The following is a 26,428-nucleotide window of genomic DNA, read 5'->3' on the forward strand; positions in this document are numbered from 1 at the left end:
ATTTCAAGATGGACTACCGGCAATGGGGAGCGTTCGCTATCATGCGGCCATCGGCGTGCCACCGACCCTCATTCGACGCTCTGCATCCCTGCGCGTCGCGGCACGCCTCCCCTCGCCCCAACCAGGAGAAAGCCGCTCATGAGCATCATCAAGGAATTCAAGGAGTTCGCCGTCAAGGGCAACGTCATGGATCTCGCCGTCGGCGTGATCATCGGCGGCGCGTTCTCGAAGATCGTCGACTCGGTCGTGAAAGACCTCATCATGCCGGTCATCGGCGTGCTGACCGGTGGTCTGGATTTCTCGAACAAGTTCGTTCTGCTCGGCACCATCCCTCCGACGTTCAAGGGTAATCCCGATTCGTTCAAGGACCTGCAGGCCGCGGGTGTCGCCGCGTTCGGCTACGGCTCGTTCATCACCGTGGCGATCAATTTCGTCATCCTCGCGTTCATCATTTTCCTGATGGTGAAATTCATCAACAAGCTGCGCAAGCCGGACGAAGCCGCGCCGGCCGCGACGCCGGAAGACACCGTGCTGCTGCGCGAGATCCGCGATTCGCTGAAGCAGCGCTGATCGCCGAGCGCCCCGCCTGCCAGGCCCGCCCCGTGCGGGCCTTTTTGTTGCGCGCGCGATGCACCGCCGCATGCGGCCCATCTCACTTTTTTGTGACGGGCGAATGCACGCGCGGGGAAAGCAGGTCTATGATGGAGACTAAACGACAGTACGGGCGCCAAGACGCTGGCTGTGTCGATCATGGCGAGCAGGTCGACGGGAGACATTGATCGTCGTACTGCACGAAGGCAGCATTTTCGTGTGCTATAAAGGATCGACATGCGGCGTACATAGCCGGGAGTGGGTCGCATGAAAGTGCCGCATTTCTTGCAATTGTTTTTGAGGCGAGTGTTTATGTCCTTCCCGAAAAAACGTCGGCGTGCCCAGCAGGATGGCCAGGAGTCATTCCTCGCGGTATTGCGCCACTCGAAACCGTTTGCCCAGCTCGACACCAAGATTGCCCGCGCCCGTGCGCAGGACGAACCCGTCCTGTACGCGCATGTGCTGCCCGGTCTCGACGTGCTCCTGTGCAGCGTGCGCGGTGCCCAGCCGCCCTATCCCGCCATTGCCGAGCTGCGCAAGCGCTGCATCGAATCGATCGCCAACGCGCTCGAGCAGCCGCTGGACGGCCTCGAGAACGGTGGATATTGGTACGAAGCAAACGGCTTCGGCTTCCTCGTGTTTGCCAGCCGTGCGCGTGCGCGCATCCTGCCCGAGTTTGGTGCAGGCACGAAAGCGAGCCTGCGCGGCGGGCTCGGCCGCCAGAACGCCGGCGACACGACACCTCGCTCCCTCGGCTGATCCGCCTGCCATTCGATGGGCCGCCTCCGGGCGGCCCATCTGCCATTCACGCGCCCCGCTTGCCCGTCACGACGCCTGCTGACGCCCGTTGCCGGGCCGCACGATGTCGATGAACGCGGCGAAATCGGCGCCGGCGAGCCCTTGCGCGGCGCCGAGCCGCAACACCTGCTGCACAGTGGCCGACACGGGCATCACCGCGCCCGTGTCGCGCGCCGCGTCGGCAATTGCATCGACGTCCTTCTGGAACGTGCTGAGCGCGCCGATCGGCGCATGACCGCCCGAGGTCATGCGCGGCACGAACGTCTGCAGCAGCACCGAATCGGCCCAGCCACCCGCGAGCGCTTCGGCGAGCCGCGCGGCATCGATGCCGCTCGCCTGCGCGAGACCGACGGCCTCGGCGATCGCGGTCACCGTCGCGGTGACGATCGCCTGGTTGCACAGCTTCGCCGTCTGCCCCGCGCCCGCGTCGCCCATGTGCGTGATACGCGACGCATACGTGTCGATCAGCGGCCGCACCGCGTCGAGATCGGCCGCGCGACCGCCGGCCATCACCGCGAGCGTGCCGGCCTGCGCGCCGGGCACGCCGCCCGATACGGGCGCATCGACCCAGCCGACGCCGAGCGCGACCGCGCGCGCCGCGTAATCACGCGTGGCGGCGGGCGGAATGCTCGAATGATCGACGATGCGCTGCAGGCGACGCGTAGCGGCGTCACCGGAGAGCAGCCCGTGCTCGCCGAACACGACGTCGCCCACCGCGCGGCCGTCGAGCACGCACACGCATACCGTCTCGACGCGCTCCGCCAGTTCGCGCGGTGTGCCGACCACCTGCGCGCCGTCCTTCACGAGCGCCTCGGCCTTGTCGCGCGAGCGATTCCACACGCTGACCCGATGCCCGGCCGCCAGCAAATGCCGAATCATCGGCGCGCCCATCAATCCCGGTCCGCAAAATCCGACTTCCACGATGTTCCTCGTCTCCGATATGGGTTGAACTTGCCGCCCATCATACCTATCACTCAAGAAGCCGGGCACGCGCGGCGCCGCTTCGGGACCACGGCTTGCACCGGCCATCCATACCGATATCCCAGGGAGCGCATCATGAGCGACCACGTGTACAAGATGATCGAGCTGACCGGTTCGTCGAAGCAATCGAGCGACGACGCCATCCGCAACGCGATCTCGAAAGCCGGCAAGACGCTGCACAACCTGCACTGGTTCCAGGTGACCGAAACGCGTGGCCACATCGAAGGCGACCAGGTCGTTCACTGGCAGGTCACGCTGAAGGTCGGCATGCGCATCGACGACTGACGCGCACGCCGCATCACACGCCGCGCCGCGATCCGGATCCGCGCAACACGGGTCCGGGCGGCGCCGCGCGCTTCGCTTCGCACCCCGTTCGGGCCCCTCGTCGCGGCCCGGCCGGCGGACGTCTGCGGGTATCCATCCCTTGACGCTGGGCCAGCTTCATATTAAAAACGATATACCCCCCTGCCCCCTCGATCAGCCCAGACATATAAAACGGAGATATCATGAGTCAGCAACGCGAGGCGATCGACACGTACCTCTTGCGCGTCTTGCACACCTTGTTGATGGAGCGCAGCGTCACGCGCGCGGCCGTCAAACTGAACCAGTCGCAACCGGCGATCAGCGCCGCGCTGCGGCGCCTGCGCGACATCACCGGCGATCCGCTGCTGGTGCGCGGCAAATCCGGCATGGTGCCGACCGAATACGGGCTGCGTCTGCTCGAGCCCGTGCAGAACGCGCTGCGTGAAATCGAGCGCATCAAGTTCCAGCAGCACAACTTCGACCCGGCCACGTCGATCCGCTGCTACCGGATCGGCTGCCCCGATTACCTGAACGTGCTGTTCGTGCCGACCGTGGTCGAGCGCTTCCGGCAGGCCGCGCCGAACGCGACGCTCGAATTCCACTCGCTCGGCCCCGCGTTCGACTACGAGCTCGCGCTGGAAGACGGCAAGCTCGACATCGTCGTCGGCAACTGGCCCGAGCCGCCCGAGCAGCTGCACCTGTCGAACCTGTTCGTCGACGAAATCGTCTGCCTGATGAGCAACACGCACCCGTTCGCAAAGCGCGGCGGGCTCACGCTCGATCAGTACCTGAACGCACCGCATCTCGCGCCGACGCCGTACTCGGTCGGCCAGCGCGGCGCGATCGACGTGCATCTCGCGCGCGAACGGCTCAAGCGCCACGTGGTCGTCACGCTGCCGTACTTCAACCTTGCGCCTTACGTGCTCGTGAAGTCCGACCTGATCTTCACGACGACGCGCCTGTTCGCCGATCACTACGCGAAGTTCCTGCCGCTGTCGGTCGTGCCGGCACCGCTCGACTTCCCGCCGATGCAGTACTACCAGCTGTGGCACGAACGCTGCCACTACTCCGACGAAGTGCGCTGGCTGCGCAGCCTCGTCGCCGAAGCCACCCGCACGCTGATCGAGCCGTAACGGCACGCACCGCCCGCGCCGTCCCGGCGCGGCACGGCGAATGCTGGCGGCACGCCCGGCGGCAAGGCAGCCGCCGGACAACTTCACGCTTCCCTCAGCGCGATGCCTCGACCAGTGCCTGCGCGAGCGCGTTGTGACGCGCGATGACGGGCGGCAGGTCGAGCGTCGCCAGCCGTCCCTCCCGTACCACCACCTTCCCGTTCACCACCGTGTACGCCGTCTGCGACGGCGCGCAGAACACGAGCGCCGCGACCGGATCGTGCAGCGCGCCCGCGAACAGCGGCTGGCGCAGGTCGAACGCGGCGAAGTCGGCGGCCATGCCGGGCTTCAGTGCGCCGATATCGTCGCGGTTCAGCACCTTCGCGCCGCCGAGCGTCGCGATCTCGAGCGCTTCGCGCGCGGTCATCGCATCGGGTCCGAAACCGACCCGTTGCAGCAGCAGCGCCTGCCGCACTTCCGCGACCATCTGCGCGCCGTCGTTCGACGCGGAGCCGTCGACGCCGAGGCCGACCGGCACGCCCGCGAGACGCATCTTCTTCACCGGCGCGATACCCGACGCAAGCCGCATGTTCGAGCACGGACAGTGCGCGACACCCGTGCCGGTGCGCGCGAACAGGCTGATGCCCGCGTCATCGAGCTGCACGCAGTGCGCATGCCACACGTCGTGGCCGACCCAGCCGAGGTCTTCCGCATATTCGGCCGGCGTCATCCCGAACTTCTCGCGGCTGTACGCGATGTCGTTGACGTTCTCCGCGAGGTGCGTGTGCAGCGACACGCCGTATTCGCGCGCGAGCACGGCCGCGTCGCGCATCAGGTCGCGGCTCACCGAGAACGGCGAGCACGGCGCGACGACCACGCGCAGCATCGCGTACCGACCTTCGTCGTGATAGGTCTCGATCAGGCGCTGCGTGTCGCGCAGGATGTCGGGCTCGCGCTCGACGACCGAATCGGGCGGCAGCCCGCCGTCGCGCTGGCCGACGCTCATCGCGCCGCGGCTCGCGTGAAAACGCATGCCGATCCGCTGTGCGGCGCCGATGCTGTCGTCGAGGCGGCTGCCGTTCGGGTAGATGTACAGATGATCGCTCGACGTCGTGCAGCCCGACTGCAGCAGCTCGGCCATCGCGGTGAGCGTCGATACCTCGATCATCTCGGGTGTCAGGTGCGCCCAGATCTTGTACAGGTTCGTGAGCCAGCCGAACAGCTCGGCATTCTGCGCCGCGGGCACCGCGCGCGTGAGGCTCTGGTACATGTGGTGGTGCGTATTCACGAGCCCCGGGATCACGAGGTGGCCGCGCAGGTCGAGCACTTCATCGGCCGTGTCGGGCAGCTCGGCGGTCGGTCCGACCGCGACGATCCGGTTGTCTTCGATGTAGAGCCCCGCGTCGCGCAGTTCGCGGCGCGTGTCGTCCATGGTCACCAGCACGTCGGCGTGCTTGACCAGCAGGGTTTTCGGGCGGGATGAGGAAGTGTTCGGCGCGCGTGCGCCGGCGTGCTGCTCGAGGTTCATGCGTTCTCCGCGTCGGTCTGCTTCCAGGGGCTGATCCTGGAGGCGGTCACACAGCCGTTCGAACGCTGAACCGCGGCACGCTCCGGTGCCTGCGTCCGTTCGAACGCCCTGGCCCGGTTACCCGGCGTGCTCGCCGTCTTCGGGGTACGTGCCGGCCACGGGCCGACGCGCACGGCGGGAGGATCGCCCAAGCGCGCGCCGCACACAATGCGCGATCCGGAATACCGCGTTTCACGGTTTCGATATGGTACGCCGCGCAACGCCCCGCCGGAGGCCCGAAACGCCCGCCGGAAGCCCGATCCGGCGTGCCGTCGACAGCCGCTCATGCGCGGCGCATTATCTTTGATATCGCGCCCGTATTTGCGCGGGGAACCTTTTTACAATGCCTGCACGGCGCTCGCTTCAATCTCGCCGACGGGTATGTAGCCACGTGACGTGGAGCCTCGATCCGCCGCACAGTCAATGGATCGAGTCGCCGCCGAACCTCGCATTCACACAAGGACAATTGCGAATGGGAAAGCTCACTACCCACGTACTCGATACGGCGCACGGCCGTCCCGGCGCTGCAATCAAGGTGGACCTCTACGCGCTGGACGGCGAATCGCGCCGCGCGATCAAGACCGTGCTGACCAATAGCGACGGCCGCTGCGACGAACCCCTGCTCGAAGGCGCCGCGCTCGCCGCCGGCGAATACGAACTCGTGTTCCATGCCGGCGACTACTTCGCGTCGCTCGGCGTGAAGGTGCCCGAACCCCGTTTCGTCGATCGCGTCGTGCTCCGCTTCGGCATCGCCGACACCGGCTCGCACTACCACGTGCCGCTGCTCGTGTCGCCGTGGTCGTACAGCACCTATCGCGGCAGCTGACATCGCATCAGCGCCCACATCAAGACAAAATCTGAGTCTGGAGGAGTTTCATGGAAGGCTTCATCACCGACTGGCTGAACCTCGCGCTGCGATGGCTGCACGTCATCGTCGCCATCGCGTGGATCGGCGAGTCGTTCTATTTCGTCGCGCTCGACAACAGCCTGAAACCGCCAACCGACCCGAACCAGCGCAAGCGCGGTGTGTTCGGCGAACTGTGGCACGTCCACGGTGGCGGTTTCTACAACATGCAGAAGTACACGGTCGCTCCGCCGGAAATGCCGGATGACCTGCACTGGTCGAAGTGGCCGTCGTACACGACCTGGCTGTCGGGTTTCTCGCTGTTCTTCGTGCTGTACCTGCTCGCGCCGAACACGTACCTGATCGACAAGAGCGTGCTCGACATGGGCCCGGTGGTCGCCGTCGCCTCCGCACTCGGCTTCCTCGCGGCCGGCTGGATCGTCTACGACTCGCTGTGCCGCATCCTCGGCACCAACGACCGCGTGCTCGGCATCTGCGTCGGCATCTACGTGGTCGCCGCCGCCTACCTCGCGTGCCACATCTTCGCAGGCCGTGCCGCGTACCTGATCGTCGGTGCGATGCTCGCGACGATCATGTCGGCGAACGTGTTCTTCGTGATCATCCCCGGCCAGCGCAAGATGGTCGACAAGATGCTCAAGGGCGAAGAGCCGAACCCGATCTACGGCAAGCGCGGCAAGCAGCGCTCGGTGCACAACACGTACTTCACGCTGCCCGTGGTGTTCGCGATGCTGTCGAACCACTATGCAATGACCTACACGAACAAGTTCAACTGGGTCGTGCTCGTGATGATCATGCTGGCCGGCGCGCTGATCCGCCAGTTCTTCGTGATGCGTCACCGCGGCAAGCAGCTGTGGTACCTGCCGATCGGCGGCGTCGCACTGCTGTCGGCCGCGCTGGTCTGGACGATGCCGAAGCCGGTCGCGCCGGAAGCGCAAGCTGCCAACGCGCCGAAGATCGTGATCGCCGACATCATGCCGGTTCTGCAGCAACGCTGTATGGAATGCCACTCGGCAAAGCCGACGCTGATGGGCAGCGCCCCCGCGGGCGTGATGTTCGACACGCCGGACGAAGTGTCGAAGAACGCGCAGCGTATCTACGAACAGGCCGTGCGCCTGAAGGCGATGCCGATCGGCAACGTCACGCACATGACCGACGACGAGCGGACCAAGCTCGCCGCCTGGTTCGAGGGTGGCGCAAACAAGTAAGCCGCCGTGCGCCGGATGTTGGTTACGGCGCAATCCTCTCCGTTCGCGGGCCCGGTGACGGGCCCGTTTTTTTTGCGTGCGCCGGATGCCCTTCGCGCGTCAGCTGCGCATCGCGTCGCGCTGGAGCGCGACCAGCGCATCGAGCGCGCGCGGGCCGTCGTCGAACGGCACGAAGATGTGATCGTGGTAGGCGGCCGCCATCACGTTGCAGCTGATGCCGGCTGCGCCGAGTGCGCGGGCGAACGCCGCCGTGAGGCCGACGGCCGCGAGGTCGGAATGCACGGTCAGCGTGATCCAGGCCGCACGGAACAACACCGGCCAGCCGTGGCGCGCGGCCGCCTCCTCGTCGACGACGACCGTCAGCCCTTCCGCTTCGCGGAACGTTGCAATGACTTCGGATAACGATACGTCCGTATCAGGCGGCAGCGATGCGAACGCGAACGCGCCCGGATGCAGTTCGGGCTGCATCGTGCGCAGCAGGATCGCGAGGTCGTTTTCAGGCTGGCTCATCGGAGGAATAAGCCCGGAGTCGGGCATCGTGCGGTGGCGATGCGGGCACGATAGCACGTGCCACCACCACCATCGCTACGCGCGCATCGTCGCGACTTCTTCCGCGAGCCAGTCGCGCAACGCGACGATACGCGGATCGTCCTGCGTGCGCTCCGGATACACGACGTGATACGCAAGGCCGGGCGCCACCTCGACATTCACGTCGAACAACTGCACGACACGCCCTTCCGCGAGATCGCGCGCAATCATGTGCGGCTCTGCAAGACCGACCGCCGTGCCGTCCGTCACGGCCTGCACGACGTGGCTCGAATCCGGAAACGACATGCACCGGCTGTCGTCGCAACCGTCGACGCCCGCGGCAGCCATCCAGGCCGACCAACGCGGCCAGGTCACGCCGTCGACTTCGCAATCGACGTGGCAAAGCGTGTGACGCAGCAGATCGCGCGGCTTGCGCAACGGCGGCCCGGACGACAACAGCGCCGGGCTGCAGACCGCGACGACCGACGTATCGAACAGGCGCTGCGCGCACGCGTCGCGATAACGCCCGGTGCCGAAGCGGATCGCAACGTCGACGTCGTCGTCTTCGAAATCGCGCAACCGGTCGGTGATGTCGAACGACAGCTCGAACGCCGGATGCGCGGCCCTGAAACGCGGCAGGCGCGGCAGCAGCCAGTGCGTCGCGAAGCGCGCACCGACCGACACACGCAGCTCCGTCTGCTCCCGCGCGATGCGCCGCGCCCGCACGGTCGCACGCTGAAGCCCCGCCAGCGCATCGGCTGCCGCAGCCGCCAGCACGACACCGGCCGGTGTCAGCCGGATGCTGCGGCTCGTGCGGACGAACAGCTCCATCTCGAGCTGCGCCTCGATTTCCTTGATCTGGTGACTGACGGCCGCCGGCGTCAGCCCGACCTCGTCGGCCGCCCGCGAGAAATTCAGGTGCCGCGCCGCCGCATCGAACGTCCTCAGCGCGCGCGTACCGGGCCACATGCGTTCCATCGATCTTCAAACCGGATTTGATGACCGTTCCAAAACTACTCGTTTTTCAAGCGGCCATCAATCGGCAAACAATAGGCTTTCTTGAAGATGTGGCGAGCTGCCCCACCGCTCGCGACCGAACCCGGAGATCCATCGATGACCGTTGCCCCGCTCCCGTCCGTCGTCCAGCTCAACGGCGTTGCCGCCACCCCGGACGCGCTCGCCGCGCTCGCGTTCGCCGGCCATGCGCATTTCACCGCGATGCAGGTGCGCGACGGCCGCGTGCGCGGCCTCGACCTGCATCTCGCGCGGCTGCGCGATGCGTCGAACGCGCTGTTCGGCCAGGCGCTGCCCGACGACCGGATTCGCACGCTCCTGCGCGCTGCGCTCGATCGCGCACCGGCTGCGCTGTCGCTGACGGCAACCGTGCATGCGACGACGGGCGAATTCGTCGCGCCGCGCGACGACGAAGCGCTCGACGTGCTGGTCCGCACCGCCGCGCCGTCGTCGGGGCCGGCGGGCCCGCTCGATCTTGCGTCGTTCGAACACGAGCGCGTGCTGCCGGACATCAAGCACGTCGGCGAAGTCGCGAAAACACACTTCCTGCGCCGCGCGATCGCGCAGGGGTTCGACGATGCGGCCTTCGTCGATCGCCACGGGCGCATCAGCGAAGGTTCGATCTGGAATCTGGCGTTCTGGACCGGCGATGCGGTCGTGTGGCCGGTGGCCGGCATGCTCGGCGGCGTCACGATGGGGATCCTGCGCCGGCAACTGGCACGCCTGGGCGTCGCGCAGCACGATCGCGAACTGACGCCGGCCGACTTGTCGTCGCTGGCCGGCGCCGTCGTGATGAATTCGTGGACGCCCGGGATCGCCGTGCGCCGGTTCGGCACAGCGACGCTGCCCGACTCATCGTCGTTCGTCGCGCTGCTGCATCGCGCGTACGAACAGGAGCCGCCCGTCGCACCGTGACGCGCAGGCCCGGGGTTGGGCACGGCTCACCCGTCGACCGTCTCCGGCAGCCGCGCGATCGCCTTGATCTCGAACTGGAAGCCATACAGCCAGGTCACACCGACGGCGGTCAGCGTCGGATGCGGCGCGTCGCCCCAGTATTCGGGGACGATCGCCCAGATCCGTTCGAACGTCGCTTCGGGATCGACGAGGAACACCGTCACGTCGACGACGTCGTCGAACGTGCAGCCGGCCGCGCGCAGCACCGCATTCAGGTTGTCGAACGCGCGGCGGACCTGCGCGCCCAGTTCCGGCTCGGGCGAGCCGTCCTCGCGGCTGCCGACCTGCCCGGACACGAACAGGAAGCCGTTCGAGCGCAGCGCCGGCGAATAACGGTTGCGGTCGTACAGCGCCTGGCGACCGGGCGGGAAAACCACGCTACGCTTTACCATCCAACACCTCCTTCGGTTTGTGGGGCGCAACCGCCCCGGCATCAACGATGAAGGCACTTTAAGGATCGTTGCCCGGCGAATAAACCGGCAACCCTGTCCAACACTGTTTGCACGTCCCAAACAATTCCGACCGACGCGGAGCCGTAACCCGATGGATCGATTCGACGCAATGCAGGCGTTCGCCCGCGTGGTGGAAGCCGGCAGTTTCACGAAGGCGGCCGACACGCTGCACATGAGCCGCACCACCGTCACGCAACTCGTGCAACAGCTCGAAGCGCGGCTGCGCGTGAAGCTGTTCAACCGCACGACGCGCAAGGTCGTCGTCACCGCGGACGGCGCCGCGTACTACGACCGCGTCGTGCGGCTGCTGGCCGACATGGACGATGCCGAAACGAGCCTGTCCGCGGCCTCCGCGTCGCCCCGCGGGCGACTGCGCGTGGACGTGCCGAGCCCGTTCGCGCGCCTGATCCTGATCCCCGCGCTGCCCGCGTTCCATGCGCGTTATCCGGACCTCCAGCTCGACATGGGCGTGAGCGACCGCGTGGTGGACGTAATCGGCGAAAACGTCGACTGCGTCGTGCGCGGCGGCGAACCGACCGACCGCGCACTGGTCGCGCGCCGTGTCGGCGACCTGCGGCTCGGCGTGTACGCGTCGCCGGCCTATCTCGCCCGCGCCGGCACGCCGACGCATCCGGACGAGCTGGAGGACACGCATCATCGGATCATCGGTTTTCTGTGGGCACGCACCGGCAAGGCGTTGCCGTTCGAGATGGCATGCGACGGCGAGCAGGTCACGGTGCGCGGACGCTACGTGCTCGCGGTCGACGACGGCAACGCGTACCTCGAGGCCGGTCTCGCCGGGCTGGGCATTCTGTGGCTGCCCGACTACATGGCCGGCGCGCATCGCGCCCGCGGCGACCTGGTGCCGCTGTTCGAGCGATGGCAGCTCGAACCGATGCCGATGTACGTCGCGTTCCCGCCGAACCGGCACGTCAGCGCGAAGCTGCGTGTCTTCATCGACTGGGTCGCCGAGCTGATGGCGCAACATGCGCCGGTCGCGAACCGGCGCCGCGGCGTCGGTAGCTCGCGCGACACGCCCAAAACCGCGGCGACCTGAATCGCGAGAAAGCGACCGGGCATAAAAAAAACCCGCGCAAATTGCGCGGGTTTCGACAGGCAATCAGTCGCGAATACGTGAGCGACTCAGGCGGTCAGCGCGTGCAGCGCCTCGTCGGTGAGCCACAGCGATTCTTGCAGGTCCTGCTCGTTCAGGTTCAGGCCGTCGCCGCCGCGATCGACGACGATGAAGTCGCTGACGCCGCCAAGCGCGATCAGCGGGTGATGCCACACGCCCTTCGCATAGTTGACGCCCTGCCACCCGCTCGTCACGAACGCGCGGATCTTCGCCGGATCGAGATCGCCCGCGGGCGCCACGACGACGAGATACGGCTGGTCGTTCAGCGGCACGAACGCCTGGCTGCCGAGCGGGTGCCGCTCCAGCATCTTCACTTCGAACGGCAGCGTGCGCGGCTGGCCGCGGAACAGGTTGACGAGCGTGCGGCCGTCTTCATCGGTCACGTCGACTTTCGCGAGATCGTGAAAGCGGATCGTGGTGCCGAGGTTGATCGGGATCTGCTTCGCGCCTTCCGTTTCGATCACGTCGCCGAACGGCGCGAACGCTTCCTTGGTCAGCGGTTCGATGGCAAGCGTCTTCATTTGTCGAGCGTCCCCCACAGACGCAGGCGCGACACGCCGCCGTCCGGAATGATGTTGAGTCGCACGTGCGTGACGGGGCCGAGCGACGCGATATCGTGTTCGAAGTAATGCTGCTTGTCCATCTGCAGCTTCTGTTCGCCGAGCAGCACGGGCCAGAACATCGACTGCGTGATCAGCGAGCTGTCCGTGCCGCCCGACACGTACGCAGCCTGGATCGAGCAGCGGTCCGGATAGTTGCCCTTGAAGAACGCGGTATCGACTTCGATCTTGCGGATCACGCCCGGCTGCGCGAGCGCGATGATCGCCCAGTCATTGCCCGGTTCGCGACGGCGGCGGGTTTCCCAGCCGTCGCCCATGTTCACGCCGCGGCCCGGCAGCAGCAGGTTCGACGCGACGCCGAAGTGCTGGTTGTTCGCGGCCACCACGTAACCGCCGTTTTCCATTGCCGCGAGATCGAACTGCTCGGTCGCGCTCGCGCCGGCCCAGTCGAGTTGCGGCTGGCCGTACACGCGCAGGCGTGCAATGCCGCCATCCGGGTAGATGTTCACGCGGAGGTGCGTGAACGCACGCGCGTCGCTCGCTTCGACATAGTGATGGCTGTTGCCCTGCAGCGTCGTCGACGGCACGATCTCGACCCACTCGGTCGCATGCGTCGGCGCGCCGTCGGCCACGAACGCGGCCTCAATCAACGCGGCCGGCGGGAAGTTGCCGGTGAAGTGGCTCGTGTCGATGTCGAAGCCCTTGATCACGCCCGGGCGCGCGAGCTTGACGATGCACCAGTCGTAGCCCGTCGTGCGCTTGCGGCGCGTTTCCCAGCCGTCCATCCACTTGCCGTGGTCGTCGTACTTGCCGGGGATGAAGACGGCCGGCTCGGGGTTCAGCATCCGATCCTTCGGCGCGAAGAAATCGTCGCTGGCTTCGAGCGCCTGCGCACCGAGACGCGGGTCGGCAAGATTCACGTAGCGCCGCGTGAAGTCGGGGGCGTTGGGATCGAGAAGCGGAACAGCCATGATGTTTCCTTGTTTCAGTGATGCGATCAGGCCGCTGCGACGCAGCAGGCCGTATTGCGGTGTCAGGCGTCGATCAGGTCGTCGAGGCGGAAGCGCGCGATCCGGTAGATCTGGTCGAGGCTCGCACGCAGCTCCTCGGTGCGCGAATGATTCACGCGCGACTCGAAGTTCGCGATGATGCCGTGCCGGTCATAGCCGCGCACCGCGAGGATGAACGGGAAGCCGAACTTCTCGCGATACGTGCGGTTCAGCGTCAGCAGCTTGTCGAACTCTTCCTGCGTGCACTGGTCGAGGCCCGCGCCGCTCTGCTCGCGCGTCGACTCGGCCGTCAGCTCGCCACGCACGGCGGCCTTGCCGGCCAGTTCCGGGTGAGCGTTGATCAGCGCGAGCTGGCGCACTTCGCCGCCCGTTTCCACCGCGCCCGACATCGTCTTGTGCAGTGCGTCGATGCTCGCGAACGGACGCTCGCCCGCAGCGACTTCGGCCACCCACGGCGAATGTTCGAAAATCCCCGACAGTGCCGCGACAAATGCGCTCGGCGCCATCGTGTTCAGTTGATCCAACGTGTAGCGCATCGCCTTCATGCTTTCCCTTCGTTTCGATGATTGGGCTGATACGGATGATGTTCACGCCAGTGACGCGCGATATCGACACGGCGCGTCACCCATACGCGATCGTGCTTCTCGATGTGATCGAGGAAACGCTGCAGCCCGCGGAACCGGCCCGGCCGGCCGAGCAACCGGCAGTGCATGCCGATCGACAGCATCTTCGGCGCTTCGTCACCCTCCGCGTACAGCACGTCGAACGCGTCGCGCAGGTAGTCGAAGAAGTGATCGCCGGTGTTGAAGCCCTGCGGCGTCGCGAAGCGCATGTCGTTCGTGTCCAGCGTGTACGGCACGATCAGCTGCGGCGACTTCTTGCCGCCCGACACGTCGACGTCCATCCAGAACGGCAGGTCGTCGCCGTAGTTGTCGGAGTCGTACAGGAAGCCGCCGTATTCGGCGACGAGGCGGTGCGTGTTGGGGCTGTCGCGGCCGGTGTACCAGCCGAGCGGGCGCTCGCCCGTCACGCGCTCGATCGCTTCCATCCCGAGGCGCATATGCTCGGCCTCGAGTTCCGGCGTCATGCTCTGGTAGTGGATCCAGCGCCAGCCGTGGCACGCGATTTCATGGCCCAGCTCGACGAACGCGCGCGCGAGCTCCGGATGGCGTTCGATCGCCATGCCGACGCCGAATACCGTCAGCGGCATCCCGCGCTTCTCGAATTCGCGCAGGATGCGCCATACGCCGGCCCGCGAACCGTATTCGTAGATCGACTCCATGCTCATGTGGCGGTCGGGATACGCGGCCGCGCCGACGATTTCGGACAGGAATTGCTCGGAGCCCGGATCGCCGTGCAGCACGCAGTTCTCGCCGCCCTCCTCGTAGTTCAGCACGAATTGCACGGCGACGCGGGCACGCCCCGGCCAGTTCGCCTGAACGGGATGGCGGCCGTAGCCGATCAGGTCGCGAGGATAGTTGGGATCGAGTGACATGGTTCGAAGTGCGGCGAAAGCTCGCTGAAATAATGGGTTCGCATCGACTGCGCGGGGGCCGGAGCCCGGCTGCGCAAGCCGATGCGATGACGGCCCAGTGTAGCGAAAACGCCCATACGCGCCCATACAGCGGCGCAGATAGTGCGTGTCAGACGGTGTGTATGTGCGGTTGCGGCAAATTCGGGACCGGTTCCGCCTCATCCCCGTCCGGCGGGCTGAAGCGGGCGAATGCGCCGTCATAGCGCTTCGGCAGCGGCCGCGCGTAGTCGCCGCGCTTCGCGGTCGCGAGGCGCAGCGCGACGAGCGCCTCGGCCCACTTGACGGCCGCCGTGACACCCTCGACCACCGGGGCGCCGATCTGCTGCTCGATCTCGTGCGCGAACTCGGCCATCCCCGCGCAACCGAGCACGATCGCGTCGGCGCCGTCCTCGTCGAGCGCGCGCCGGCATTCGTCGACGATGATCCGGCGCGCGGCCGAGCCCGGCCGGTCGAGTTCGAGCACGGCGACGTCGGTCGCGCGCACGTTGCGGCAGAAGCGCTTCATCCCGTAGCGCTCCGCGAGGTGCCACGCCATCCCGCAGGTGCGCGCGAGCGTCGTGACGACCGAGAAGCCCGGCGCGAGCACGCTCGCCGCATGCATCGCGGCCTCGGCGATGCCGATCACCGGCCCGCGCGCGAGCTCGCGCGCCGCGTAGAGGCCCGGATCGCCGAAGCATGCGATCACGTACGCATCGCAGCCGTCGCGCTCGCCCTGCGCGATCTCGGCGAGGAGCCCCGGCGTCGCGAGCGCCTCGTCGTAATAGCCTTCGATCGACGGCGGGCCCATCGGCGGGCTCACCGCCACGATCTCCGTGCCGGCGGCCGCGACCTCGCGCGCGCAGCGGCCCATCGCGTCGGTCATCCGCTGCGTCGTATTCGGATTGATCAGTCGGATCTTCATCGCACGCTCCTCAGGCCTTCGCGCTCACGAGCAGCCGGTAGAACACGAAGCCGAGCCCCGCGCCGATGAACCACGAGAAGTTCGCGACGCCTTGCCAGCCCGGCACCATCACGCAGACGATCGCGATCACCGCGGCCGGCAGCAGCGCGGCGAGCGCGCGGCGGTTCACGCCGCCCGTGTACCAGTACGTGCCGCTTTCCGACATCGTGTACAGGTCGTCGCGCACGAGCCGGCCGCGCTTGACGAGGTAGAAGTCGGCGATCAGCACGCCGTACAGCGGGCCGATGAACGCACCGAGCACGTCGAGCGTGTAGTGGATCACGGCCGGGTTGTTGAACAGGTTCCACGGCGTGATGAAGATCGACGCAACGGCCGCGAGCATCCCGCCCGCGCGCCAGCTGATCAGGCGCGGCGCGACGTTCGAGAAGTCGAACGCGGGCGACACGAAGTTCGCGACGATGTTGATGCCGATCGTCGCGATCGTGAACGTCAGCGCACCGAGGATCACCGCGGTCGGATGGTCGATGCGGCCGACCGTCTCGACGGGATCGGTGATGAGTTCGCCGAACACCGGCAGCGTCGCGGCCGTCGTGATCACCGTGACGAGCGAGAACGCGAGGAAGTTGACGGGCAGCCCCCAGAAATTGCCGCGCTTCACTTCGCCGAACGAGCGGCAGTAGCGCGAGAAGTCGCCGAAGTTCAGCATCGGCCCGGAGAAGTACGACACGACCAGCGACACGGCCGTGATCATCACCGGAATCACTTCCGCGCCGTGGTACTTCACGCCGCCGAGATTGATGCCGATGTTGCGCCAGCCCGCGCGCCACACCATGTAGCCGGCGAGGATGAACATCACGACGTAGACGGCCGGCCCCGCGAAGTCGATGAACTTCTTGATCGTCTCCATCCCGTTCCAGAACACGAACGCCTGGAGCACCCACAGCAGCATGAAGCCGGCCCAGCCGACCGCCGACAGCCCGAGGAAGCCGTAGTGGTGGACATCCGCATAAGGCAGCCATTGCGGGAAGAATTTCAGCACGACGATCACGAGCGCGCTCGATGCGAGATAGGTCTGGATGCCGTACCACGCGATCGCGATCAGCCCGCGGATCACGGCCGGCACGTTCGCGCCGAGCACGCCGAACGTCGCGCGGCACGCGACCGGATACGGCACGCCGACCTGCTGGCTCGGCCGCGCGATCAGGTTGCACAGCTGGTTCACGATGCCGATCCCGACGATCAGCGCGATCAGCACCTGCCAGCTCGTCAGCCCGAGCGCGAACAGGCTGCCCGCGAACACGTAGCCGCCGACGCTGTGCACGTCCGACATCCAGAACGCGAAGATGTTGTACGAACCCCATGTCTGATTTTTCAGGGGTGCCAAATCTTCGTTGTACAGACGTTCGCTGTAACCGTTCGGCAGTGCCGGATCGTCGCCCTCGCCGCCTTCTTCCGCCGGATAGGCGCTGTCGTGCGCCACACTGAACTGAGCCATGACTTCTCCTTGACGCGGCCGCGCGGCCGCTCCACCGTCATCGATATCGCTCCGGATCGACGCCCGGAGTCGGACCAGCGGCCCTCGGCATACACCGCGGGCCTGCATTTCGCTCGTTCTTGTGGCGCGCGGCCGGGTTCGCGTCGCCGCTCAGGCGCCGCCGAACACTTCGCGCAAATCGACCTGCCCTTGCGCGGGCCGGTCCAGCATCTTCAGTTCGACATGCTGCAGGTGGTGCGCCATCAGCGTCACCGCCCGCTTCGGATCCCCCGCCTCCAGCGCGCCGAGGATCTCGTCGTGGTCGTCGCACGAGCACGGGCTGCGCCCGTGCGATTCGTACAGCGCCGACATCAGCGTCGAGCGTGCGACGAGCCCTTCGAGGCACTCGCTGAGCGTCGCATTGCCCATCAGCGTGGCAAGCGTCGTATGGAATTCGCCCGACAGGCGGATCCAGGCGGCGAAGTCGTGCCGCTCGAACGCCTTGCGTTCCTTCTCGATCAGCGCGGCAACCCCTTTCAGCCGCTTCGCGCCGGGCCCGGTCGCGAGCCGCTCGACCACGGCGAGCTCGATGATCCGGCGCATCTCGAACACCTCGTGCACGTCCTGCAGCGTCGGGCTCGCGACGAACGCACCGCGGTTCGGCTCGAGATCGACCAGCTTGTCGGTTGCGAGCTGCGCGAGCGCCTGGCGGATCGCCCCGCGCTTCACGTTGAACACATCGCAGAGCTGCGCCTCCGTCAGCTTCGCGCCGGGCGCGAGCCGATGCTCGAGGATCGCCGTGCGGATCCGCTCGGCGATCGCTTCGGGACTGGCTGCACCGGACGGGTGGGATTCGGGCTCGTTCATGATCGGCATCGTGTGATGATCCTCATCCTAGGGCGGACATAAAGATTGTCAACAATTCTTTTCCGGCATTGCGCACAATCGGCGTGCATCGATGCGACCCCGTTCGGTGCACGATGCGCCGAATCCAGGCACGACAAGGCCAAGACGCACGACAGAGGCCCTTCTCGTCGTATACCCTTCCGGCTATTTTGTTGACAAAACTGGTGCAATATCCGGTGCGGGCCCTGTTGGTGTCGACGAAAAATATAGACCGTTAGTTGCGCGCTTACATAAAGAAAAAGGCGGGAAACCCGCCTTTCGCTCGATCGCGCCTGCCTCAGCCGAGATGCGGATAGTCCGACAGCGTGAGCCGGAAACCGTGCGCATTCGCGACCAGTTGCGCCTGCGCGCCGAACGGCAGCGTCAACAGGTCGGGCACATGGCCGAACTGGAGCCCCGTGACGACCGGAATCCCCACCACCGCGCGCACCTGCTCGATCATCGCCTGCATGTCATAGCCGTTGTCGTACTCGAACGGCCGTGCGCCGGTGAACTGGCCGAGCACGAGCGCCTGCTGCCGCGCGAGCAGCCCCGACAGGTGCAGCTGATAGATCATCCGTTCGATCCGGAACGGCTGCTCGTTGACGTCCTCGATGAACAGGATGCCGCCTTCGATGTCGGGCATGTACGGCGTGCCGACGAGCGACGTGAGGATCGCGAGGTTGCCGCCCCACAGCGTGCCCGTCACGTTGACGGTCTGCACCTGCGGCGCTTCGGCGATGATCGTCGTGCTCGGCTGCGTCAGCGTCTGCCAGAAGTGCTGCATCGTGAAATCGCTCGGCGTTTCCGCGCCGAAGTCGGCCGACAGCATCGGGCCGCCGAACGTCTTGATGCGCGCCTTCGCGTACAGCGCGAGCTGGAGTGCCGTGAAGTCGCTGTGACCGACGAGCGCGACCGGCTGGTCGCGCAGCCTGCGTTCGAGCCCGCGATAGTCGAGCCCGTGCAGGATGCGCGCGGCGCCGTAACCGCCGCGCACCGCGAGCGCGATGTCCGGCAGCGGCCGTTCGGGATCGGCAAGGCGGTTCAGGTCGCCCGCCCGCTCGCCGTCGGTGCCGCCGAACCGCTGGAAGCGCCGCTGTGTCGCCTCGATGTTCTCGATGCGGTGCTGCGCGGTGCTGAGGCGCTCGAGCGCGCGATTGATCGCGTCGGGGTCGTGCGGATAGCCGGACGGCGCAAGCAGGCGGATGGTGTAGGACGCGGCGGGCTGGAAGGACATGGCGAAGGGTGTCGGGTCGTCAAACCTGCTTAGAGGGCCTGAACCGTCTCCGGTTCACGGAACCGTGGACGCCCGGCTCGCGCCGGGCGACGCGCGCGGCGGGCGCGCCTATGACGTGCCGGATTCGGCGTCGCGGGCCAGCCGTGCTTCGCGCAACGCACGACGGCGCTCGGCGAAGAACGACTTCAACGCGGCACCGCACTCGTCGGCGAGCACGCCACCGGTCACTTCGGTATGGTGATTCAACTGCGGATTCGCGAACGCGTCGATCACGCTGCCGCAGGCGCCCGTCTTCGGGTCGGCGGCGCCGTAGACGACCCGCGCGATGCGCGCATGCATGATCGCGCCCGCGCACATCAGGCACGGCTCGAGCGTCACGTACAGCTCGCAGCCGGGCATCCGGTAATTCTGCAGATGCTGCGCGGCCATGCGCAGCGCGGCCATTTCCGCATGGGCCGACGGGTCGTGCCCGCCGATCGGATGGTTGAAGCCGCGTGCGATCACTTCGTCGCCGCGCACGAGCACCGCACCGACCGGCACTTCGCCGGCCGCGCGCGCCTCTTCGGCGGCGGCCTGCGCAAGACGCATGAAATGCAGATCGCGCGCCGATACGGGCGCGGCTTCGGGAACGGGAACGGGAGAATCGGCGGTAGATTCGGCCGCCGGAGCGGCCGCCGACCCGGCTGCGTCGTGCAGCGCGTCGGACGTCACATCGGCCCCGCTTCGGCGGACGCTTCGTCGAGCCCGCGCTCGCACAGGCGTTCCGCGATGCGCCGGCAGTAGTCGCGCGGCATCACCATCGGGCCACCGCGCAGCGATTCGAGCGCCATGTCGAGCGCGAGGATCTTCGCCTGCAGCCGGCACCGCGCGGCACGGTCGCTGACCGCCTGCACTTCGTCGTGCAGGTTGCGCAGCGCGCGCAATTGCTCGACAGCCGGCGGCACGAAGCCCGCATTCTTCAGGATACGGTTGGCCACCCGCACCTCCTCGGGTACGAGCAGGTCGTCATCCAGCGCCTGTGGCGCGCCGGTACCCGGCAAATCGTCGAACTCGCGCCGCGCGGCAGCAGCGGCAATACGTTGTTCGACCAGGGCGTCAAGCAATCTCATCGGTCAATCGAAACAATGCGGCAGCCGAATTCTAGCAGGGTGACGCACGTGTGACAGGCACTTCGAACGAATGCTCGATATGCCATTGACGACACGCTCGCGCCGTGCTTGCGCGAGCGTTGTTCCAACCCCGTTTAAGACCATGCCGGCTCGTGGCCACGCATGGTCGCACCCCATTTCCGCACGCCGCCGATACCCGGCGCCGCCGTCGACGCAGCCGTTTCGCGACGGCCGCGTCGTCACGTCCGCCGCTACTGTCCGTTGTACAACTGATTGTTGAGCCGATCGAGTTCGCCTGACTTCTGCGCGCGCAGCAGTTCGTTCCGGACCTGCGCTCGCGTGAGCGCGGTCGGACTCCCCGCCTGCGACCCTGCGCCGGGCATGCTGCCCATCGACGTCGCGCTGATCGCGGCATCGGACGGCGGCGTCGACGTCGGCGCGCTCTCTTCCTGCGCCTGCGCGAGCCCCACCGCGCCCAGCACGCAGATTGCGGCCAGCGCCGCCTTGTACATGGTCTTCATCGTGGCACCTCACATGAAGCTGCAATACCCCCCAACGACGCGGGCGGCGCCGGCTTCCCGCCGTCCGCGCACTTCGACGTCCTGCTCGCGTGCCGTCGTATCCGGCGTGCACGCAACGTCGATCCTTGCTGGCAATCCCTCTGTTTCCCCCCGGGGCTGGCGCATAGACATGCGCGATTTCGTGTTGCGGCCACATTGCGCGTTTCGAGTTGTGTGGCTCGTGCGTCCCGCCGCATCGCGAATCGGATATTCCGGTTGCATTCACGTTGAATCGGACGAATGCCGCACGCCGAATGCAACGGCATGTTCGTCACGTGAATACAACCGGAATGGAGCAATGATAGAAACCACGTGCCGCTTTGACGCCCCCTTGAAAGGGGGTAATTTCGGTCGTTGTCATGTTGGGCGTCTAAGCTGGACAGACAGGACGGCGCATGCGCAATCGGCCACGTCACTACGACGCGGCGCGCGAGTCCGATGCACGCTCGAGGAGCGTCTTCATGTCCGACAAGCACGTCGCGCTGGCGAGTCACATTCGACGACTCTGTTCGCTCGGCGTCGAGCCGCGTCTCGTCATTCCTCATGTGATTGAAGCCGCACGGCACATCGTCGGTGCCGACTGGGGCATGTTCTTCTACGCCGACGAGCACTACGCGTTGTCGGACGTCTACAGCGAGAACGACACGGTCTACACGGTATTGCCGTCGTACTTCATGAACGTGCACAACACCGCCCGGCAGGAGGTGCTCGGCGTCACGTTCTCCGACGCGATGCGCCGCGGCCGCGGCTTCGTCAACAGCGCGCACTACGACGACGAGCTGCTGTCGAGCGAGATGTATGCGGACCTGTGGCAGCCGACCTCGATGCGTCATTGTCTCGAACTGACCGCGACGGACGGCACGCGCGGCTGGGGCAGCCTGCAGCTGTCACGCGCGCCGGGCAGTCGTCCATTCTCGGAAAAGAATCATCGCGACATCGAACCCGTCGCCAGACATCTCGCGCACGCGCTGTCGCGGCCCGCGCAACTGCCGCTGCACGAGGCGGAAGGCAGCCTGTCCGCGATCGTCGTCGTCGATGGCGCCGGCCGGCTCCTGCTGCACAACACGGAGAGCATCCGGATGCTGTCGCTCGCGACCGGCGAACCGCTCGCGTTCTATCGTCACGACCACTTGCCGGACTGGCTCGCCCCGCTGCTGTCGAGCGTCAACCGGATCTGGCGCGGACACCCTGCGCCACCGGCGACGCTCGAGCGCCGCAATACCGCCGGCCGCTTTCGCTTCAAGGCCTATCGCCTCGCCGACGCACGCCCCGTGCAGCGCGATTTCTCGATCGTGATCTACATCGAACATTTTCCGCCGCTCGAACTGGAGATCGAACGGCTCGGCTTCGAATTCGGGTTGACCGAACGCCAGCGCGAACTCTGCACGCAGCTCGTGCTCGGCCGCTCTCACAGCGAGATCGCGAGCGGCTTCGCGCTGCGCAACAGCACGGTCATCGATCACGTGCGCAAGATCTATCGCAAGCTCAACGTGCACAACCACGACGAATTGCGCAGCGTGTTCCGGGCGGGCTCGCACGACTAGCGCGGCATATCGTTCGCTTTCCTGATCAGTTGCCGTGCCCCGCACGATACTCGACGCATGGTCGAACCACGGTCATGCGGCTGCCCGCATTGGCCGCGCTTGCGGAAACGGACGAAACATCCATGCGATCAGGCATGCGCCGATGCCGATCGCGCACGAACCGATGTAGAGCCAGCGGTAGCTGCCGGACGCATCGACGATCAGGCCGCCCGCGACGGGCCCCGCGGCCATGCCGAGGCCGCCGGCCATCGCGCAGCCACCGATCACCGTGCCCATCATCCGCTGCGGAAAATTCTCGCGCGCGAGCACCGAATACAACGGCATCACGCCCGCATAGACGAAGCCGAACAGCGTCGCGATCACGTAGAACCCGTCGAGCGTGCGCACGAAGTCATAGCCGAGCGCACCGAGCGCCTGCGCGAGCAGCCCGGCCACCAGCATGCGCTTCGCGCCGATGCGATCGCCCAGGATCCCGAACACGATCCGGCCGCCCATGCCGGCGAGCCCTTCGACGCTGTAGATCGATACCGCGACGATCAGCGGGATCCCGCATGTCACCGCATAGCTGACCGTGTGGAAGATCGGGCCCGAATGCGTCGCGCAACAGAAGAAGTTGGTCAGCAGCAGCACGATGAACTGCGGCGAACGCAACGCATCCACGACCGACATCGCCGCAGGTTCGTCCGCCGGTGCAGGGGCAACCGGGGCCGCAGGCGCACCGTCGAGCGCGGGCGCCCGGCGCACCAGCAGCGACACCGGAATCATCACGACGGCCGCCAGCACCGCAATCAGCAGCATCGACGTGCGCCAGTCGCGCACCGACACGAGCCACGCGGCCAGCGGGGCCATCGTCATCGGCGCCATCCCCATCCCGGCCGACACGAGCGACACCGCCAGGCTGCGGTGCGTGTCGAACCAGCCGGTCACGCACGCCATCATCGGCGCGAATATCGCGGCCGTCGCGCCGCCGACGGCGAGGCCGAAAGTCAGCTGGAACGCGAGCAGCGACGGCGCGCGGCTCGCCAGCGCCAGGCTCGCCGACAGCAGGACGGCGCCCGTCATGACGACCGGGCGCGTGCCGATGCGATCCGACAGGCTGCCCCACCCCATACTCGCGAAGGCCATTGCGATGAAGCCGAGCGTCATCGCGCCGGAAATGCCGGTCATCGACCAGCCGGTGTCGCGTGCGATCGCACGCAGGAACACCGGCAGCGAAAACATCGCGCCGACCGCGATGCAGCCCATCAGGCCGCCTGCGGCGACGATCACCCAGCGGTATCGGGAATCCGGCATGGCGTGCCTCCTTTTCGTTACGACAATGCCCGGGACCGGGTGCCACCCGCATGGCGCCATGTCCGGTCGACATGGATACGACGGGCGACGCATCGGGAAATCGACATGCGGGGAACACGCGCCGGCGAATTATTTATGGTCCGCCGATCCGCCCTGCCCGCACCGGCGGATCGTCCGGTCGGTCTGTCCCCTGCCAGCGTGCTTTTCCGGAATCGGAAAGTTCAAATCAGAAATCGTTGGTTGGGACCCGCGATCACGCTGACTACACTCGAGCGATCTTGTCATAACAAGTTGACCGATGACTTCACCCAACGTCGTGCCACTGTCGGCGGCCCCGCTCTACGTGCAGATCAAGGACACCCTGCGCGCGCGGATTCTCGACGGCACCTATGCGCCGCACAGCCGGATGCCTTCCGAGCACGAACTCTGCGCCACGTTCGACGTCAGCCGTATCACGGTGCGTCAGGCGCTCGGCGATCTGCAGAAGGAAGGACTGCTGTTCAAGCTGCACGGCAAGGGCACCTTCGTGTCGAAGCCGAAGGCGTTCCAGAACGTGACGTCGCTGCAGGGCTTCGCCGAGGCGATGTCGTCGATGGGCTACGAGATCGTCAACCAGGTGCGCAGTTTCCGCACCGTCAAGGCCGACCACCATCTCGCGACCAAGCTGAACGTGCCCGAAGGTGCGCCGCTCGTCGAGATTCATCGCGTGCGGCTGCTGAATCGCGAGCCGGTGTCGCTCGAACAGACCTGGGTGCCCGAAGCCCTCGGCAAGCGCCTCGCGGCCGCCGATCTCGCGACCCGCGACATCTTCCTGGTCCTGGAAAACGACTGCGGCATCCCGCTCGGCCATGCGGACGTGTCGATCGACGCGATCCTCGCCGACGACGAGATCGTCGATGCACTGCATGTCGAGGAAAGCAGCCCCGTGCTGCGCATCGAGCGCCTCACGCACGACGCATCGGGCGCACCGATCGACTTCGAATATCTGTATTTCCGCGGCGACGCCTTCCAGTACCGGCTGCGCATCGACCGCCAGAAACCGCGCAAACCTGCAAGGACACAACGATGATTACTCATGTGCTCGAATACGACATCGTCGTGGTCGGCGGCGGCACGGCCGGCCCGATGGCGGCAATCAAGGCGAAGGAACGCGACCCGTCGCTGCGCGTGCTGCTGCTCGACAAGGCGCACGTGAAGCGCAGCGGCGCGATCTCGATGGGGATGGACGGCCTGAACAATGCGGTGATCCCGGGGCACGCGACACCCGAGCAGTACACGCGCGAGATCACGATCGCCAACGACGGGATCGTCGACCAGGAAGCCGTGCATGCGTATGCGCGGCACAGCTTCGCGACGATCGAGCAGCTCGACCGCTGGGGCGTGAAGTTCGAGAAGGACGGCACCGGCGACTACGCGGTGAAGAAGGTCCATCACATGGGCGCGTACGTGCTGCCGATGCCCGAAGGCCACGACATCAAGAAGGTGCTTTACCGGCAGTTGAAGCGCGCACGCATCGCGATCACGAACCGGATCGTCGCAACGCGCGTGCTGACCGATGCGCAGGGCCGCGCGAGCGGCGTGCTCGGTTTCGACTGCCGCACGGCCGAGTTCCACGTGATCCGCGCGAAGGCCGTGATCCTCTGCTGCGGCGCGGCCGGCCGGCTCGGCCTGCCGGCGTCCGGCTACCTGATGGGCACCTACGAGAACCCGACCAACGCAGGCGACGGCTACGCGATGGCCTATCACGCGGGCGCCGCGCTCGCGAACCTCGAATGCTTCCAGATCAATCCGCTGATCAAGGACTACAACGGTCCCGCGTGCGCATACGTGACGGGCCCGCTCGGCGGCTTCACCGCGAACGGCAAGGGCGAACGCTTCATCGAATGCGATTACTGGAGCGGCCAGATGATGTGGGAGTTCTACCAGGAACTGCAAAGCGGCAACGGCCCGGTGTTCCTGAAGCTCGACCATCTCGCGGAAGAAACGATCCAGACCATCGAGCAGATCCTGCATACGAACGAACGGCCGAGCCGCGGCCGTTTCCACGCGGGGCGCGGCACCGACTACCGGCAGCAGATGGTCGAGATGCACATCTCCGAGATCGGCTTCTGCAGCGGCCACAGCGCATCCGGCGTGTACGTGAACGCTCGCGCGGAGACGACCGTGCCGGGGCTCTACGCGGCCGGTGACATGGCGGCCATCCCGCACAACTACATGCTCGGTGCATTTACGTACGGCTGGTTTGCCGGGCAGAATGCGGCCGACTACGTGGCCGGCCGCGCGCATGCGCCGGTGGATGACGAACAGGTCACCACCGAGCGCACCCGCGTGCTTGCCCCGCTGCTGCGCGAGCGCGGCCTGGCGCCGGCGCAGGTCGAATACAAGCTGCGTCGCATGGTGAACGACTATCTGCAGCCGCCGAAGGTGACGCGCAAGATGGAAATCGGGTTGCAACGTTTCGACGCCATTACTGAGGATATCGAATCGATCAAAGCCGATCATCCGCATGAACTAATGCGCGCCGCCGAGGTGCGCGCGATCCGCGACTGTGCGGAAATGGCCGCGCGCGCGTCGCTGTTCCGCACCGAGAGCCGCTGGGGGCTGTACCACCATCGCGTCGACTTTCCGCAGCGCAACGACGCCGAGTGGTTCTGCCACACGTGGCTGCGCAAGGGCGCCGACGGCGCGATGCGCAGCGAGAAGCGAGCGGTCGAACCCTACGTCGTGCCGCTCGCCGACGACGAGCGCAGCGCCTACGCGCATCTGCGCATCCGCGAACCGGCCGCGCCCGCGGCCGTCCTCTGAGGAGCCCAACC

General features: G+C 66.6%; 28 protein-coding genes. 11 read left to right on the forward strand and 17 right to left on the reverse strand.

Going from position 1 to position 26,428, the window contains the following annotated elements; translation table 11 throughout:
- Positions 1 to 138: 138 nt before the first annotated feature.
- A complete protein-coding gene (gene mscL / locus ACN8ZM_RS10500; protein WP_059233903.1) occupies positions 139 to 570 on the forward strand; it encodes a large conductance mechanosensitive channel protein MscL in 432 nt (143 codons plus the stop codon).
- Positions 571 to 903: 333 nt separating this feature from the next.
- Positions 904 to 1,350 carry a hypothetical protein gene (locus ACN8ZM_RS10505; protein WP_027784713.1) on the forward strand — a complete coding sequence of 149 codons (447 nt, stop codon included), beginning with the start codon at positions 904 to 906 and terminating at the stop codon, positions 1,348 to 1,350.
- A 66-nt stretch (positions 1,351 to 1,416) separates the two neighbouring features.
- Here ACN8ZM_RS10505 and ACN8ZM_RS10510 read toward each other — a convergent pair whose 3' ends face one another.
- On the reverse strand, positions 1,417 to 2,310 hold the full coding sequence (locus tag ACN8ZM_RS10510) for an NAD(P)-dependent oxidoreductase (protein WP_420209936.1): 894 nt from the start codon (positions 2,308 to 2,310) through the stop codon (positions 1,417 to 1,419).
- A gap of 135 nt (positions 2,311 to 2,445) precedes the next feature.
- Between ACN8ZM_RS10510 and ACN8ZM_RS10515 the strand changes: the two genes are divergently transcribed.
- Complete coding sequence (locus tag ACN8ZM_RS10515; RefSeq protein WP_011352399.1) at positions 2,446 to 2,655, forward strand: dodecin; 210 nt, start codon at positions 2,446 to 2,448, stop codon at positions 2,653 to 2,655.
- A 221-nt stretch (positions 2,656 to 2,876) separates the two neighbouring features.
- Positions 2,877 to 3,806 carry a LysR substrate-binding domain-containing protein gene (locus ACN8ZM_RS10520; RefSeq protein ID WP_006490213.1) on the forward strand — a complete coding sequence of 310 codons (930 nt, stop codon included), beginning with the start codon at positions 2,877 to 2,879 and terminating at the stop codon, positions 3,804 to 3,806.
- Between the two features lie 94 nt (positions 3,807 to 3,900).
- Here ACN8ZM_RS10520 and ACN8ZM_RS10525 read toward each other — a convergent pair whose 3' ends face one another.
- Entirely contained in the window at positions 3,901 to 5,313 is a 1,413-nt protein-coding gene (locus tag ACN8ZM_RS10525; protein ID WP_011352400.1) for an 8-oxoguanine deaminase, read from the reverse strand.
- 511 nt (positions 5,314 to 5,824) lie between these two features.
- On the opposite strand from ACN8ZM_RS10525, the gene uraH reads away from it, so the two are divergent.
- The gene (uraH, locus tag ACN8ZM_RS10530) at positions 5,825 to 6,178 is read left to right on the forward strand and encodes a hydroxyisourate hydrolase (RefSeq protein WP_011352401.1); all 354 of its coding nucleotides are present in this window, start codon (positions 5,825 to 5,827) and stop codon (positions 6,176 to 6,178) included.
- Positions 6,179 to 6,228: 50 nt separating this feature from the next.
- Positions 6,229 to 7,422, forward strand: coding sequence for a urate hydroxylase PuuD (locus tag ACN8ZM_RS10535; RefSeq protein WP_420209937.1), 1,194 nt, complete (start codon positions 6,229 to 6,231; stop codon positions 7,420 to 7,422).
- A 99-nt stretch (positions 7,423 to 7,521) separates the two neighbouring features.
- Here the strand turns inward: ACN8ZM_RS10535 and ACN8ZM_RS10540 are convergent, their stop codons facing one another.
- Together ACN8ZM_RS10540 and ACN8ZM_RS10545 are read right to left on the reverse strand one after the other, a co-directional pair.
- Positions 7,522 to 7,932: an ACT domain-containing protein gene (locus ACN8ZM_RS10540; protein ID WP_301768726.1), complete on the reverse strand. Its 411-nt coding sequence runs from the start codon at positions 7,930 to 7,932 to the stop codon at positions 7,522 to 7,524.
- A gap of 75 nt (positions 7,933 to 8,007) precedes the next feature.
- Positions 8,008 to 8,928, reverse strand: coding sequence for a LysR substrate-binding domain-containing protein (locus ACN8ZM_RS10545; RefSeq protein WP_420209938.1), 921 nt, complete (start codon positions 8,926 to 8,928; stop codon positions 8,008 to 8,010).
- 135 nt (positions 8,929 to 9,063) lie between these two features.
- Between ACN8ZM_RS10545 and ACN8ZM_RS10550 the strand changes: the two genes are divergently transcribed.
- Positions 9,064 to 9,879: an aminotransferase class IV family protein gene (locus ACN8ZM_RS10550; RefSeq protein ID WP_420209939.1), complete on the forward strand. Its 816-nt coding sequence runs from the start codon at positions 9,064 to 9,066 to the stop codon at positions 9,877 to 9,879.
- A gap of 26 nt (positions 9,880 to 9,905) precedes the next feature.
- Here ACN8ZM_RS10550 and ACN8ZM_RS10555 read toward each other — a convergent pair whose 3' ends face one another.
- Positions 9,906 to 10,310, reverse strand: a complete 405-nt coding sequence (locus ACN8ZM_RS10555) for a RidA family protein (protein ID WP_301768723.1) — start codon at positions 10,308 to 10,310, stop codon at positions 9,906 to 9,908.
- Between the two features lie 151 nt (positions 10,311 to 10,461).
- Between ACN8ZM_RS10555 and ACN8ZM_RS10560 the strand changes: the two genes are divergently transcribed.
- Complete coding sequence (locus ACN8ZM_RS10560) at positions 10,462 to 11,427, forward strand: LysR substrate-binding domain-containing protein (RefSeq protein WP_420209940.1); 966 nt, start codon at positions 10,462 to 10,464, stop codon at positions 11,425 to 11,427.
- Between the two features lie 86 nt (positions 11,428 to 11,513).
- Here ACN8ZM_RS10560 and ACN8ZM_RS10565 read toward each other — a convergent pair whose 3' ends face one another.
- The 11 genes from ACN8ZM_RS10565 to ACN8ZM_RS10615 form a co-directional block, all read right to left on the reverse strand.
- Positions 11,514 to 12,026, reverse strand: a complete 513-nt coding sequence (locus tag ACN8ZM_RS10565) for an ureidoglycolate lyase (RefSeq protein WP_043187989.1) — start codon at positions 12,024 to 12,026, stop codon at positions 11,514 to 11,516.
- Entirely contained in the window at positions 12,023 to 13,036 is a 1,014-nt protein-coding gene (gene alc / locus ACN8ZM_RS10570) for an allantoicase (protein ID WP_420209941.1), read from the reverse strand. Before alc ends, ACN8ZM_RS10565 begins: the two co-directional genes overlap by 4 nt.
- A gap of 62 nt (positions 13,037 to 13,098) precedes the next feature.
- Positions 13,099 to 13,620 (reverse strand): 2-oxo-4-hydroxy-4-carboxy-5-ureidoimidazoline decarboxylase, encoded by a 522-nt coding sequence (uraD, locus tag ACN8ZM_RS10575; protein ID WP_043187984.1) that lies wholly within the window; start codon positions 13,618 to 13,620, stop codon positions 13,099 to 13,101.
- On the reverse strand, positions 13,617 to 14,570 hold the full coding sequence (gene puuE / locus ACN8ZM_RS10580) for an allantoinase PuuE (RefSeq protein ID WP_043187981.1): 954 nt from the start codon (positions 14,568 to 14,570) through the stop codon (positions 13,617 to 13,619). Before puuE ends, uraD begins: the two co-directional genes overlap by 4 nt.
- Positions 14,571 to 14,718: 148 nt before the next feature.
- Positions 14,719 to 15,510 (reverse strand): aspartate/glutamate racemase family protein, encoded by a 792-nt coding sequence (locus tag ACN8ZM_RS10585; protein ID WP_085039392.1) that lies wholly within the window; start codon positions 15,508 to 15,510, stop codon positions 14,719 to 14,721.
- A gap of 10 nt (positions 15,511 to 15,520) precedes the next feature.
- Positions 15,521 to 17,005, reverse strand: a complete 1,485-nt coding sequence (locus tag ACN8ZM_RS10590) for an NCS1 family nucleobase:cation symporter-1 (protein WP_043187976.1) — start codon at positions 17,003 to 17,005, stop codon at positions 15,521 to 15,523.
- 150 nt (positions 17,006 to 17,155) lie between these two features.
- Entirely contained in the window at positions 17,156 to 17,860 is a 705-nt protein-coding gene (locus ACN8ZM_RS10595) for a GntR family transcriptional regulator (RefSeq protein WP_174967387.1), read from the reverse strand.
- 307 nt (positions 17,861 to 18,167) lie between these two features.
- On the reverse strand, positions 18,168 to 19,106 hold the full coding sequence (ldcA, locus tag ACN8ZM_RS10600; protein ID WP_043187971.1) for a muramoyltetrapeptide carboxypeptidase: 939 nt from the start codon (positions 19,104 to 19,106) through the stop codon (positions 18,168 to 18,170).
- A gap of 108 nt (positions 19,107 to 19,214) precedes the next feature.
- The gene (gene tadA, locus ACN8ZM_RS10605; protein ID WP_301806603.1) at positions 19,215 to 19,817 is read right to left on the reverse strand and encodes a tRNA adenosine(34) deaminase TadA; all 603 of its coding nucleotides are present in this window, start codon (positions 19,815 to 19,817) and stop codon (positions 19,215 to 19,217) included.
- Positions 19,814 to 20,215, reverse strand: a complete 402-nt coding sequence (locus ACN8ZM_RS10610) for a DnaJ family domain-containing protein (protein ID WP_043187968.1) — start codon at positions 20,213 to 20,215, stop codon at positions 19,814 to 19,816. Before ACN8ZM_RS10610 ends, tadA begins: the two co-directional genes overlap by 4 nt.
- A 251-nt stretch (positions 20,216 to 20,466) precedes the next feature.
- Positions 20,467 to 20,736, reverse strand: a complete 270-nt coding sequence (locus tag ACN8ZM_RS10615) for a DUF4148 domain-containing protein (protein WP_043187966.1) — start codon at positions 20,734 to 20,736, stop codon at positions 20,467 to 20,469.
- 500 nt (positions 20,737 to 21,236) lie between these two features.
- On the opposite strand from ACN8ZM_RS10615, the gene ACN8ZM_RS10620 reads away from it, so the two are divergent.
- A complete protein-coding gene (locus tag ACN8ZM_RS10620; RefSeq protein WP_420209942.1) occupies positions 21,237 to 22,319 on the forward strand; it encodes a helix-turn-helix transcriptional regulator in 1,083 nt (360 codons plus the stop codon).
- Positions 22,320 to 22,391: 72 nt separating this feature from the next.
- Here ACN8ZM_RS10620 and ACN8ZM_RS10625 read toward each other — a convergent pair whose 3' ends face one another.
- The gene (locus tag ACN8ZM_RS10625) at positions 22,392 to 23,612 is read right to left on the reverse strand and encodes an MFS transporter (RefSeq protein ID WP_089450817.1); all 1,221 of its coding nucleotides are present in this window, start codon (positions 23,610 to 23,612) and stop codon (positions 22,392 to 22,394) included.
- Positions 23,613 to 23,910: 298 nt separating this feature from the next.
- Here ACN8ZM_RS10625 and ACN8ZM_RS10630 point away from each other — a divergent pair, with 298 nt between their 5' ends.
- Together ACN8ZM_RS10630 and ACN8ZM_RS10635 are read left to right on the forward strand one after the other, a co-directional pair.
- The gene (locus ACN8ZM_RS10630; protein WP_420209943.1) at positions 23,911 to 24,681 is read left to right on the forward strand and encodes a GntR family transcriptional regulator; all 771 of its coding nucleotides are present in this window, start codon (positions 23,911 to 23,913) and stop codon (positions 24,679 to 24,681) included.
- The gene (locus ACN8ZM_RS10635; protein WP_420209944.1) at positions 24,678 to 26,417 is read left to right on the forward strand and encodes a fumarate reductase/succinate dehydrogenase flavoprotein subunit; all 1,740 of its coding nucleotides are present in this window, start codon (positions 24,678 to 24,680) and stop codon (positions 26,415 to 26,417) included. The genes ACN8ZM_RS10630 and ACN8ZM_RS10635 overlap by 4 nt, the downstream gene beginning before the upstream one ends.
- The last annotated feature ends 11 nt before the right edge of the window (positions 26,418 to 26,428 follow it).

It is taken from the genome of Burkholderia aenigmatica (assembly GCF_048627025.1).
In the GTDB taxonomy this organism is placed as follows: Bacteria; Pseudomonadota; Gammaproteobacteria; order Burkholderiales; family Burkholderiaceae; genus Burkholderia; species Burkholderia aenigmatica.

Bases quoted from the DNA above. Each gene is read 5' to 3' on its own strand.
- ACN8ZM_RS10585 (WP_085039392.1), bottom strand. From the start codon at position 15,510: ATGAAGATCCGACTGATCAATCCGAATACGACGCAGCGGATGACCGAC.
- ACN8ZM_RS10520 (WP_006490213.1), top strand. From the start codon at position 2,877: ATGAGTCAGCAACGCGAGGCGATCGACACGTACCTCTTGCGCGTCTTG.
- ACN8ZM_RS10590 (WP_043187976.1), bottom strand. From the start codon at position 17,005: ATGGCTCAGTTCAGTGTGGCGCACGACAGCGCCTATCCGGCGGAAGAA.
- ACN8ZM_RS10595 (WP_174967387.1), bottom strand. From the start codon at position 17,860: ATGCCGATCATGAACGAGCCCGAATCCCACCCGTCCGGTGCAGCCAGT.
- puuE (WP_043187981.1), bottom strand. From the start codon at position 14,570: ATGTCACTCGATCCCAACTATCCTCGCGACCTGATCGGCTACGGCCGC.
- ACN8ZM_RS10630 (WP_420209943.1), top strand. From the start codon at position 23,911: ATGACTTCACCCAACGTCGTGCCACTGTCGGCGGCCCCGCTCTACGTG.
- ACN8ZM_RS10525 (WP_011352400.1), bottom strand. From the start codon at position 5,313: ATGAACCTCGAGCAGCACGCCGGCGCACGCGCGCCGAACACTTCCTCA.
- ACN8ZM_RS10615 (WP_043187966.1), bottom strand. From the start codon at position 20,736: ATGAAGACCATGTACAAGGCGGCGCTGGCCGCAATCTGCGTGCTGGGC.
- ACN8ZM_RS10560 (WP_420209940.1), top strand. From the start codon at position 10,462: ATGGATCGATTCGACGCAATGCAGGCGTTCGCCCGCGTGGTGGAAGCC.
- ACN8ZM_RS10555 (WP_301768723.1), bottom strand. From the start codon at position 10,310: ATGGTAAAGCGTAGCGTGGTTTTCCCGCCCGGTCGCCAGGCGCTGTAC.
- ACN8ZM_RS10535 (WP_420209937.1), top strand. From the start codon at position 6,229: ATGGAAGGCTTCATCACCGACTGGCTGAACCTCGCGCTGCGATGGCTG.
- ACN8ZM_RS10625 (WP_089450817.1), bottom strand. From the start codon at position 23,612: ATGCCGGATTCCCGATACCGCTGGGTGATCGTCGCCGCAGGCGGCCTG.
- uraH (WP_011352401.1), top strand. From the start codon at position 5,825: ATGGGAAAGCTCACTACCCACGTACTCGATACGGCGCACGGCCGTCCC.
- ACN8ZM_RS10540 (WP_301768726.1), bottom strand. From the start codon at position 7,932: ATGAGCCAGCCTGAAAACGACCTCGCGATCCTGCTGCGCACGATGCAG.
- ACN8ZM_RS10635 (WP_420209944.1), top strand. From the start codon at position 24,678: ATGATTACTCATGTGCTCGAATACGACATCGTCGTGGTCGGCGGCGGC.
- uraD (WP_043187984.1), bottom strand. From the start codon at position 13,620: ATGAAGGCGATGCGCTACACGTTGGATCAACTGAACACGATGGCGCCG.
- ACN8ZM_RS10610 (WP_043187968.1), bottom strand. From the start codon at position 20,215: ATGAGATTGCTTGACGCCCTGGTCGAACAACGTATTGCCGCTGCTGCC.
- ACN8ZM_RS10515 (WP_011352399.1), top strand. From the start codon at position 2,446: ATGAGCGACCACGTGTACAAGATGATCGAGCTGACCGGTTCGTCGAAG.
- ACN8ZM_RS10550 (WP_420209939.1), top strand. From the start codon at position 9,064: ATGACCGTTGCCCCGCTCCCGTCCGTCGTCCAGCTCAACGGCGTTGCC.
- ACN8ZM_RS10620 (WP_420209942.1), top strand. From the start codon at position 21,237: ATGTCCGACAAGCACGTCGCGCTGGCGAGTCACATTCGACGACTCTGT.
- ACN8ZM_RS10505 (WP_027784713.1), top strand. From the start codon at position 904: ATGTCCTTCCCGAAAAAACGTCGGCGTGCCCAGCAGGATGGCCAGGAG.
- alc (WP_420209941.1), bottom strand. From the start codon at position 13,036: ATGGCTGTTCCGCTTCTCGATCCCAACGCCCCCGACTTCACGCGGCGC.
- ldcA (WP_043187971.1), bottom strand. From the start codon at position 19,106: ATGTCCTTCCAGCCCGCCGCGTCCTACACCATCCGCCTGCTTGCGCCG.
- ACN8ZM_RS10565 (WP_043187989.1), bottom strand. From the start codon at position 12,026: ATGAAGACGCTTGCCATCGAACCGCTGACCAAGGAAGCGTTCGCGCCG.
- mscL (WP_059233903.1), top strand. From the start codon at position 139: ATGAGCATCATCAAGGAATTCAAGGAGTTCGCCGTCAAGGGCAACGTC.
- ACN8ZM_RS10545 (WP_420209938.1), bottom strand. From the start codon at position 8,928: ATGGAACGCATGTGGCCCGGTACGCGCGCGCTGAGGACGTTCGATGCG.